Here is a 10361-nt window from a genome sequence, read left to right as displayed (position 1 = left end):
ACCGCCCGCCGGCGCCGGAAACCATCATCCCGATGGAACCCAGGCCAATCATGCACTAACATTCAAACTGGACCACTTAGGTGGGGCTGATCAGGGAAGTCGAGCGGGTTATCTACCATATGGATGCCCGCAAGGATGGATTTTCCATCCGCCGACCATCGCAAGTTGTCCGGAATACCGCCGAGGTCCATCGAGGTCACCGCAGGGGGTTCGACACTCCGGTCAATCTTGACGACCGAGAAACCGGTAGACGCGTTGACGAAGATTTGCTGGCCATCATCGGAAATGACGATACCGTTTGGGGTCGAAATGGACTCGGATCCCGGAACGTCTGCCCAGCCGCTGTCCTTGTACCAGACGCGGGTATTGCCGACCGGCCCTCCTTTGAGAGCGATCTGCATTGCCTCTTCCGGGTCCTGCAGCGGATTGCCTGTGGATGTTGCGACCACCCCGCCATCCGGCAACATCGCCACGGCATCGGGCCAGAAATCCGGGTCCGCCGGAATGCCGCCGATCCAGGTGAACACAGGGGTGTCACCAGAATAGTCAATGCGGAACACTTCCACGGCCTCACGTCCACCATTTACGTTGGCATGGCTGGCCGCGTAAACCTCGATCGTCGTATCCGTCTGACCGTAAAAGCCGAACCCATGTGGGCTGAAAGCAGGCCAGTCGGTCGGCTCGGTCAACGGGAAGCGGTCTGCTTCCGGCGCGATGACGATCTCCTCGGATGGCACGCGCATCCCGGTCTCGGTTTCGGCATCAAACAGATGCCAATAGCCCGTGGTGATCACCTTGTCGCAAAAGTTGGGGCCATAGCAGGTGATACCCCCACCAACGATCCACTTGGTTCCAGGGATCTGGATAATGTCTTCAACGTTATAGAAGCCATAGAGGTACTTGGCGCTCGCCAAGAGGTTTTTGATACGATCTTCAGTCGTCATTTTTGTGTCACTCCCTGTAGATGATTGTGCATTTGCCGGCGCCAGCAGCGACATGGTCGCAATGGCCCAAGCAAGCAGTGCTGCGCGCAGCGCTGAGGACGGTTTCATGTTTCTCGCTGCCTTTTCTTTGCGGTTTTTCAACCTTGGCCGTGCGGCCTCATGTGATGCGGTGCTCGCCAAAGTCATTCCGTTCGGTTGGCCATCACGACAGGCTATTGGCGCTTCCGACCCCGTTCCGATCCAACGCGATTGAGCGATGGCACGGGCCAAGAGTGTCAGTATTTGTCAGCCGTGAAATCCGCCCCGTTTCGAAATCTGTGCAACGCGTGATGCGACTTTTTGTTCACGCGCTGCACAGGAGAGGCCTCTTTCACATCAGACGCAAAACGCCTTAGTTCAGCGTGTTCTTATAGATCACGCCGTCCTTCATGATGATTTTAAGGTTCTCGGTCTTGGTGACGGCGTCCAGCGTTTCGAGAGGATTTCCGCTGACTAGCAAAAGGTCCGCATATCCGCCCTCTTCGACGACACCGATGGACCCTTCACCATACGGGTTGCGAAGACCGCTCATTGCGAAGAGTTCTCCGGCGTTGCTGGTCGCCATCTTGAGGATTTCCCCCGGTTCAAACCAGGGCAGCAGGCGTTCCATCTGTTCGACCTGCTCCGACAGCATTTCCTCGCTCACAAAGAACAAGTCGGTCCCGTAGGTGACTTTCAGGTCCGGGAGCTCCTTGGCCCATTTGTACATATTCTCCGTGCCTTCGCAGACCTGCGCCAGTTTGGAATTGGAGAAATCGTCCAGTTGAGGCTCGGAGCAGACGGTGAAGGGCTGCGTGCTCAGGAACACGCCTTCTTTGGCCATGCGCTCCATGGTTTTCTTGGACATAAGCTGACCATGCCCAACATCCTTGACGCCCGCGTCGATCGCCTGATTGATGGCGGAGTCGTGGTAGGCGTGCATGGTCACATAGGTGCCCCAGTTCTCAGCCGCATCCACGGCCGCTTTCATTTCATCGAACGTGAACTGAGTGCCCAGAAGAGGATCGGCTGGGGAAGAATACCCGCCACCAGCCGCGATCTTGATCTGAGAGGCGCCATGGCGCAGGTTTTCGCGTGCTGCAGCCAGAACCTGCGGCACACCGTCAACAATGTAGGAGTGCCCAGCCTTTTCATACTCGGGAACGGTGCCGCCAAAACGGGGGTTGCCTTGATTGGGGAAGCGGAAGTCACCGTGGCCCGCAGTCTGGGTCAGGAACGCACCCGACGGATAAATCCGCGGTCCAACCACGCGCCCCGTGTCGATGGCCTGTTTCAAGCCAAATGTGTTCCCCCCCATGTCGCGCACCGAAGTCACGCCGCGCATCAGCATGTCTTCGGCATCGCCCACGGAATGGATCACTGCATATTCAGGCAGACCGACAAGAAGCCCCGCCTGTGGAAGAGATGCAAAGCCAATATGCACATGGGTGTCCGACAGGCCTGGCATCAGGGTATACCCCTCGCCGTCAATGACCTGTCCGCCCGCAACGGCAACGTCGTCTGCTGTAACCTGGGTGATCAGGTTGCCAGTCACGACGACGTTCATGTCTTTCATCAGTTCCAGTGTCTGACCGTCAAAGACATCAACATTGGAGAAGAGTATTGGCCCGTCCTGTGCCTGCACCATACTTGTCGAAGCCATTAGCGCGAGACTTGCGGTAGAGATTTTCAGTGTTTTTGTTAGGTTCATCGAACTACCCTCTTGGTTTTCTATGACAGTGAATTTGCGATGGGCGGAGAGACCTCATTTTCAGCATCCCGCGCCCATCCGGATTTTTTAGTCCGTGACGGCCGCCCGGATGGCGACGCCTGCGGGGATGTTTTGAACAACCGAGTCATCGACGACGACCTGACCGTTGACGATGACGAATGGGATGCCGGTAGACGGCAGAGAGTTCTCGCCAATCTTGGCTGTCGAATTATCCGTCACCGATTCGGGATCGAATATGGTGATATCCGCAGCCGCTCCTTCCTGCATGCGACCGCGCAGTCTCATCTGCGGCACATGATCTTCAAGGAAAGAGGCTGGCTCAAATGTCATCTTCGCAATCGCGTCCATGAGAGAAACAGACGCGCCTTCGCGCACCATGCGCAGAATACGGGCATGCGTGCCCGCACCCCGTGCGTGTCCGTTCCCAACTCCATAGTCCGTATCGAAAGTGCCGTTCAGACCAGCGCCCTGATCATCGGTAATCCAAGGCATCCCATCCGACCCCACAATCACGCCCGGCCGACTGAAGGCTTCGTCGATGTAATCCTGCTTCATTGTATACATCAGCAACTGTGTCCCCGGGGCTTCTGTGCGCAGACGGTCAAACTCCTCGGATGTCAAAGCCTCGCCAGTGGCAGTAATCTTGTAGTCCGAAGCCTGAACGCCCATGCGCTCTTCAAAGCCGGGTCGGTTGTAATCGGCGTCAACGTAGGTCCCGGCATATTGATAGGGGTAGAACTCACCAATTACCTTTTGTCCCTTCGCCCGCGCGGAATCGATGAGATCAAGACACTGCTTTGTGAGCCCAAGGCAGTTGCTCGGAACGTGGTGCACCAGCATCGGCACTTCGGCCTCGCGCGCAACGGTCAGCATTTCCGTAAGCCCCATGAAACCGCTCGGCGGAATCTGCGCCAGATACCTCACATGCGTCGTTATTGGCTGGTTGTACTTTGCCGCCAGACCCGCAACGGCCAAAACCTCGGGGCTGCCGACGACACTATAGTAGCCAATGGGGTATGCCACCCCGATACCGCCTTGCTTCAACCCTTCTTCGACGGCCTCCAGGATCGCCGCTTCATCCATCGGGTCGAAGACCTTGGTCTTGAACTGGGAACCGCTGTTCATAGCGCGCCCGAGGGCCGCACTGTAGATGAAGCGCCCATCCGGCTTTTCTCCGTCAAGCACTGCAACGCGGGCACCAATATGCGCCACGTTGGTTCCGTAATTGAGAAACGCTTTTCCGTCCCAATACTCATAGAAGTCGTTGACCGGATACGCGCCAACCTCCATGTCCATCGGCGTTGTGACACCGTCCCGCGCATAGAGTTTGTGCCCATATGGGGACTGCGCATGGGAGTGGAAATCGATGAAACCGGGCGCAACCACATGGCCGGTTGCATCGATAACGCGGGCACCTTCCAAGGCTTCCGAGCTTATTTCCGTGATGAAACCGTTGTTGATACCAACATTGGCCACGGCGTCGAACCCAGTTTCGGGGTCCATGACCCGACCATTCGCAATAACAATGTCAAACCCCTGAGCACAAACGCTTGTTGTCAAGCCCAGAACCATTGACACGCAGAGCGCGGCTATTCGCTTCGTCATTGGTAATCTCCCTTTGTTGCTTCACACGTTGCTCGCGTGGTTTGAAATCTCTCTATTTCGGAAACAGTAAAGTGGCGCCGAACCGAACACCCCAGCCTTTCGGGGCGCTGGCAGGTCCGTCAGCGTGGTAGCGGGCGCCAAGTTGGAAGCTGACCGCCTGTGAGCCGATCCTCACAACCTTTGAAACAGACCCGTTGATTGGGACCGTCCATTGGGCATTTTCCCAGTCGTAGGTCGACTCGGTGTTCAGAGAGAACGTCCATGCATTTGGTGTCGTGTACGAAACGAAGGGCTGCAGGAACGTCGCGTTGATGTCGGTTTTGCCACCAAAATCCACGACGTGATTGACAAGCGCACCATAGGTCCAGCCATTCTGTTGGCGCAGCGCGACAGCCGTGACCCCCCCGGCCCATTCACCTGCACCGTAGAAAGGGTTATCATTTATTCGGGACAATGGAAGCACCAGGACCGGCCCTGCGCCCCAGATCCACCCGTTCGCAGTGGGTTTTTTGGGAGAAAAGAAGAAGCTTTGAACGATGTCGCCGAATCCAAAGTCTGAGGGAGTGCCCGCAACTGGAAAATTGTCGCTCCATTTCAGCGGCACGATGGTACGTGAGATCAGATTCCAGTCATCGCTTATGGAAAAGGGAATGACCGGTTGAACATTTAGTGTCAGCACTTCGCCTTGGTCATCTACGTTCAGGTTGCGGTCAAAATTGAACTGAAACGGCACGCTGATAAGGCTGGAAACTGGGTTGCTCAATTGTTGGCCAAGGTCCGCTTCAGAACTCTGTGCGTTGGCAGTTGCACCCCAAATTGATGCAACGGCAATCGACAAAAAACACAAATTATTCTTACGAATCAAAGTGGATAGGTCCAATTCTATCCGCTTTCCAAACGTAGCATTGTTTCGAAACGTGTTTTTTAACGGTCGTTTTCTGGCGAACGTGCAGTTCAGAAAAGCCTCGCACAATTTTCCGAAAAAACTGATCACATTCCATTCCCCGTTGATTTGTATTTACCGATCTCGATGAAGGTTCCGCGCGGCCCCATGCGAACGTCGTAGTGGATCGTTACGGCGCGCAGCGCCAAAGCAGCGGAAAAGGCGATAACCTCGGCAACGCCAACTGGAAGAGTGAGAAAACTCAGGCCAGCATAGATACCGGCACCCAAAAGCGCACAAGATGCATAAATCTGTCCGCTTGTAATCATTGGCTGGGTATTGGTGACAACGTCTCGGATGACCCCGCCACCGGTTGCCGTGATCATTCCCATCAAGACTGCAACGATCCAGGAAACATCATGTGCGAGCGCGATATGGCACCCCACGACACCGAAAGCCGCCAGCCCCAGGGCGTCCCCCCAAATCATTCCCCGTCGCCGCAGGATATTGTCGTTTATAAAAAAGAAGGTAATCGTCGCCGAGATAATGCAGAGGACAATTTCTGTCGGGTCCTGGACCCAGAAGACTGTCCGTCCAATCAAGAGATCGCGCATTGTGCCACCGCCAATGCCCGTGATCACGCCGATAAGGACAACTCCAATGATGTCCATCCGGTAGCGCATCGCGGTGAGCGCACCACTGATGGCGAAAACGACATCGCCGAAATAACTTATTGCGAGGACAATGGGAGCTAGGGGGTCGATTGTGGCGTTCATCAAACGAGGTCCATCAGTAGCAAGGGCCGGCGGCGCAATGTGTGCGCCGCCGGCGACTCTGTTCACTTCCAGAGAGAGCCGAGATCCACCTCGGTCCAATCGGCGAAGTAGTTGGGAACGGGCACCTTCAACCAGACCTTCTTCGCCTTAACGTCAGTCACCATCTGGTGTGTTGTTAGATCGGCGTCCTGCTTCGTTGGCTTGGTGCAGCCACCGTTCTCAGCGAAAGTGTCGTCCTCGTTAAATAGACGGAGATCCATCAGCGCGCGGGTTTTCTCTGCATCCATCTGGCCTGCATTCTCGGCCAGCCGATCTGTCATGTTGCTGAAGCGGCGCAGGGAGTTGCTCACCGTCTCACGCTTGCCAAGACCCCAGCTGTCACCGAGGAAAGTATTCACCACGACGTAACTTTCACCTTCGGCAGGTCGAACCCTGTTGCCGCTCAGCGACGAACACTCGACCGACTCGCCGGATGACCCGTCGGCGATCGACAGAATGAGCGATACACTGTTGTTGGTGCCATTTAGGCGTGCGGCGATGGCCTCTTTGGAGGCCGCCTCGCTCATAATGTCGGCCAGCGAATTGATAATTGACGGACGATCCTCATAAACCACCGAACCGCCCATGCTGGTCCCGTCATGCACATCCAGATAAGCGCCGTGCTCGTTAATCGCGGTAAAGGCGGCATACATGCCTGGCCAAGCAAACGCTGCAAACTTGTAAGAACCGTCGGTGGGTTTGCGTATCGTCAGAACCTGCGGGAACTCGTTGAACGTTTCGCTCCAATCCATGTTGCGGCCGATAAACATGTTGCCATCCGCGGAATGATCGCCCCACGACATGATCGAGGTACACCCGGCAAAGGAGTGAATCTTGGCTTGGAAAATCCCGTACTCCATGATCATGTCGAGGAAACAGACACGCTCGAGTGCCCAGCCAGACCCCTCGACGACGCCATCATACCAGCCGCGCATACGTGTAGAGCAGGTCGTGTAGGCGCGATGCGTCCAATGCTTCATGTCACCTTCGGAAATGGCTCCTGCTTTTGCGCCGGGCGCCACGAGAACGTCCCACGTCTTTTGCATGTGCTCGCTCATGAGCGCGCCATATTGCTTTCCCATCTCATGGGATGTTCCCGCGAGAACCGGGATCAGGAAACCATTGGCCTCGTAAAGTGTTCCGGCTTCGAAAGATTTCAATTTATTCATTTTTTTCTCCGCGCTGGATTAGTGCATACGTTAAAAGACTTCGTTGTCACTTCACGAACCGCCACGCGCAAAGCCTAACTCGACAACTTGGTTTTGGATGAAAAAACGCTATCCAATTCTTCCGTCTTTGTTTTGGTGATTTGTTTTTCCCGGCTCCGACAACTATCCAAACACCTGTGGTACTGTTTGTGATGTGATCAGATGTGTTGCATCCGCATCCTGCGAAGGGCAAAATTTGCCGCACAAACTTGCAAGTGTTGACCTGCGCTTTGTCTCGAAACCAAAGGAGGCTGTTCAGAATCCATGGACGCACATCCGGCACCCAAGCCTGCATCGCTACAGGAGATAAGGTCTCGTAGCTGGGAGAGATTGGCCAGGGTTTCGCCCGTGTTGGAGGCGCATCAGACACAGCTCGGGCCGGGCGACTTCAGCGTCGACGGCGTGGTAGCGCGCGCCAATGAGGTTTGGCTTATCAAGAACCGTTTGGGTCCGCTGAGTGTTGGGAACATCGTCCCCGACCCAAATGTGCTGGCCTTTCTCGTCCCGGTCAAATGGCAGGGGGATTTCCGTTTCAACGGCACTTCGTCCACCAATTCTACAATCTTTCTGGGCTCCGGACCTGATGGATACATGACCCGCGGCACCGGACGCGAGTACTTCAACATTGGGTTGGATCGAGGGAAGTTTTTGCACGCGCTGGCGGCTTTGGAGGGTGTGCATCCTGGTGAAATCGTCCTCCATGACGGCGCAATTACAATACCTGAGTTCAAGGTGGTTCGTTTGCGTCAGGTCTTGCAGACATTTCTGAATGAACTCTCTGGAAAACTGCCATCAACTTGGCAGAGGCAAACTTTAATCGCGGAAAACCTATACGGCGTCATGCTCGAGGCTTATCTGGCCGGAGTGCCAACATTCAAAACACGCAGGCCGCGTGCCATGAGTCATGAACGTATCGTTCGCATTGCTGAAGAGCACTTTGCGTCTGCGAACGGAGCTGCAGTGTCACTGGTAGACCTTTGCAACGCCACAGGTGTTGGCAGAACGGTCTTCTACGAGGCGTTTGCCTATCTCTTCGGGGTTTCCCCTCTGAGGTACTTCAAGCATCGCCGGCTGATGCAAGCGCGCGAGTCCCTGATGGCGCCTTCTACCCCAAACGTCCAAGTCAAAGACATTGCGCTCTCGCTCGGACTGACCCACTTGGGGCGGTTTTCAACCGAGTATCGAACTCTATTCGGAGAGAATCCATCTTCGACCTTGTTGAACGGACGGGAAGACGACACAGTTTGAGTATCATCAATTTTCCTGTCTTACTTGTCCATAACAGGTCACAGCTGAGTTGTGTTGTCGACAGGCCCGCGCGACATGAATCCATATCTGGAAGAAGCACTATGAAAACGTCAATCTTGAAGACACTTATCGCCATATCCCTTTGTTTGGCGTTGTCACCCGCTTCGGCACAACAATCGAACGAGGTGAAAATCGGCGTATTGCTTGGCTTTACCGGCCCCATCGAGTCACTGGCTGCGCCAATGAAAACTGTCATCAATATCGCGGCAGAAGAGGTAAGCGACAGCGGCCTGTTTCTGAACGGCGCGCGCGTCGTTCCCATCTTTGCGGATACAACCTGTGCAGATGCGGGCTTGGCTGTGGCAAGCGCGGAACGCGCTGTGGCCGAAGGTATTTCAGGAATCATCGGAGGCGCATGTTCGGGGGCGACAGCTGCCATGCTCACCAATGTTGCGACACCACGCGGGATGGTGATGATTTCGCCGGGAGCCAGCTCACCGAGCCTCAATGACCTTGATGAAAGGGACTTGTTCTTCAGAACTGTGGCATCGGACCTTCGGGAAGGTCAGGTGATGGCCGAGATATTGCGTGATCGCGGCGTCCAATCAATCGCAATCACCTATACCAACAACGATTTTGGCAAAGGGCTCTCCGAAGCTGTCAGATCTTCGTTCACGGACATGGGAGGTGACGTCACCATTGTTGCGTCGCATGAAGATGGCAAGGCGGACTACACGTCTGATGTCGCGACGCTTGCCGCGGCCGGTGGGGATGTTTTGGTTGTAGTCGGCTATATTGATCAAGGCGGTCTGGGTGTTGTCCGCGCAGCACTCGACTTGGGTGCCTTTGAGGTCTTTGGACTTGCCAGCACGATGATCGGAGACCGACTTCTTGAAGGCGTTGGCCCCAGAATCGAAGGCTCGTTCGGACAGGTTGCGGGCACTGAATCTCAAGGATTGTCTTTGTTGGCCGATTGGATGGGAGACAGGATCGACGGCAGACTTCCCTATGTGGCCGAGGTCTATGACGCTATGGCAATCATGGTTCTCGCGATGCAAGCCGCAGGGACAAACGATTCAACTGAATACGTTTCGAAAATATGGGAAGTCGCCAACGCACCCGGCGAAAAGATCTACCCCGGCCAACTGGCCAAGGGGCTGGAACTTTTGGCCGCGGGTCACGAGATTGACTACGTCGGCGGCTCTGCCGTCGAGTTGATCGGTGGCGGGGAGAGCGCCGGCGCATATCGCGAGGTCGAAATTCGCGATGGCGAGTTTGCAACAGTTCGATTTCGCTGACATAAACTTGGCAAGGCATCGACCCGCATCAAAGTGCTAGCACAGCCATTAAATCAGTAGATTTCTTCGGCTGGACAAAGCCAGAGCTGGCCACAAGGGGCCAATCCATCAATCATTCGAAAGGATACCCTGCTTTTTGTTTTCTTTATGTGCAGTGAACCCAAATAAGCCGCATGACACTCTCGGAACGCCCGGTGAGCACCTCTAACAGAGTGTTTGGCCCTCACATGTCATCCGGCATGTTTCGTCGCACTGAGCCTTCCCACCTGTTCTGCTGCGTGCCGACCTCTCAGACCTGCACCCAGAAACCGTAGCCGATCTTTCCCGGTCTATGAATGACACGGCCGCAAAGCCGCAGGCGACGACGATAATTCGGAGCCTGCAGTCAGATATCCCGATTGTGCCTGACGTTGGGGGTCTTGCCTTGGAACTTGTCGGGGAGTTGGCCGGTCTGCTGGCATTGGGGCAAACAAAAACGGCCTCTGAGAGTGTTTCTCAAGGCCATTCTGTATCAATGGTTGCGGGGGCAGGATTTGAACCTGCGACCTTCAGGTTATGAGCCTGACGAGCTACCGGGCTGCTCCACCCCGCGCCATGAGCACTTAGGTGC

8 protein-coding genes and 1 tRNA gene are annotated in these 10361 nt (G+C 55.3%); 2 read left to right on the top strand and 7 right to left on the bottom strand.

Features of this window, described 5'->3' with window-relative positions:
• Positions 1–62: 62 nt before the first annotated feature.
• The 6 genes from WNE31_RS18255 to WNE31_RS18230 all read right to left on the bottom strand — a co-directional run bounded on the left by WNE31_RS18255 (position 63) and on the right by WNE31_RS18230 (position 7166).
• Complete coding sequence (locus tag WNE31_RS18255; protein ID WP_349981380.1) at positions 63–944, bottom strand: SMP-30/gluconolactonase/LRE family protein; 882 nt, start codon at positions 942–944, stop codon at positions 63–65.
• A gap of 391 nt (positions 945–1335) precedes the next feature.
• Entirely contained in the window at positions 1336–2625 is a 1290-nt protein-coding gene (locus WNE31_RS18250) for a metal-dependent hydrolase family protein (RefSeq protein WP_349981379.1), read from the bottom strand.
• Between the two features lie 135 nt (positions 2626–2760).
• Entirely contained in the window at positions 2761–4299 is a 1539-nt protein-coding gene (locus tag WNE31_RS18245; protein ID WP_349981378.1) for an amidohydrolase family protein, read from the bottom strand.
• A 52-nt stretch (positions 4300–4351) separates the two neighbouring features.
• A complete protein-coding gene (locus tag WNE31_RS18240) occupies positions 4352–5293 on the bottom strand; it encodes a transporter (protein ID WP_349981377.1) in 942 nt (313 codons plus the stop codon).
• Positions 5290–5958: a trimeric intracellular cation channel family protein gene (locus WNE31_RS18235; protein ID WP_349981376.1), complete on the bottom strand. Its 669-nt coding sequence runs from the start codon at positions 5956–5958 to the stop codon at positions 5290–5292. Before WNE31_RS18235 ends, WNE31_RS18240 begins: the two co-directional genes overlap by 4 nt.
• Before the next feature lie 62 nt (positions 5959–6020).
• Complete coding sequence (locus tag WNE31_RS18230; protein WP_349981375.1) at positions 6021–7166, bottom strand: C45 family peptidase; 1146 nt, start codon at positions 7164–7166, stop codon at positions 6021–6023.
• A 303-nt stretch (positions 7167–7469) separates the two neighbouring features.
• On the opposite strand from WNE31_RS18230, the gene WNE31_RS18225 reads away from it, so the two are divergent.
• Positions 7470–8453, top strand: a complete 984-nt coding sequence (locus tag WNE31_RS18225; RefSeq protein WP_349981374.1) for a helix-turn-helix domain-containing protein — start codon at positions 7470–7472, stop codon at positions 8451–8453.
• Positions 8454–8569: 116 nt separating this feature from the next.
• Positions 8570–9751, top strand: a complete 1182-nt coding sequence (locus tag WNE31_RS18220; protein ID WP_463407445.1) for an ABC transporter substrate-binding protein — start codon at positions 8570–8572, stop codon at positions 9749–9751.
• Positions 9752–10266: 515 nt separating this feature from the next.
• Here WNE31_RS18220 and WNE31_RS18215 read toward each other — a convergent pair.
• Positions 10267–10343 (bottom strand) — tRNA-Met (locus WNE31_RS18215).
• Positions 10344–10361: the final 18 nt, after the last annotated feature.

The organism is Shimia fortis (assembly GCF_040225985.1).
Lineage (GTDB): Bacteria > Pseudomonadota > Alphaproteobacteria > Rhodobacterales > Rhodobacteraceae > Shimia.
This window is presented reverse-complemented; position numbering and strand designations above follow the sequence as displayed.

Bases quoted from the DNA above. Each gene is read 5' to 3' on its own strand.
- WNE31_RS18255 (WP_349981380.1), bottom strand. From the start codon at position 944: ATGACGACTGAAGATCGTATCAAAAACCTCTTGGCGAGCGCCAAGTAC.
- WNE31_RS18250 (WP_349981379.1), bottom strand. From the start codon at position 2,625: ATGGCTTCGACAAGTATGGTGCAGGCACAGGACGGGCCAATACTCTTC.
- WNE31_RS18245 (WP_349981378.1), bottom strand. From the start codon at position 4,299: ATGACGAAGCGAATAGCCGCGCTCTGCGTGTCAATGGTTCTGGGCTTG.
- WNE31_RS18235 (WP_349981376.1), bottom strand. From the start codon at position 5,958: ATGAACGCCACAATCGACCCCCTAGCTCCCATTGTCCTCGCAATAAGT.
- WNE31_RS18230 (WP_349981375.1), bottom strand. From the start codon at position 7,166: ATGAATAAATTGAAATCTTTCGAAGCCGGAACACTTTACGAGGCCAAT.
- WNE31_RS18225 (WP_349981374.1), top strand. From the start codon at position 7,470: ATGGACGCACATCCGGCACCCAAGCCTGCATCGCTACAGGAGATAAGG.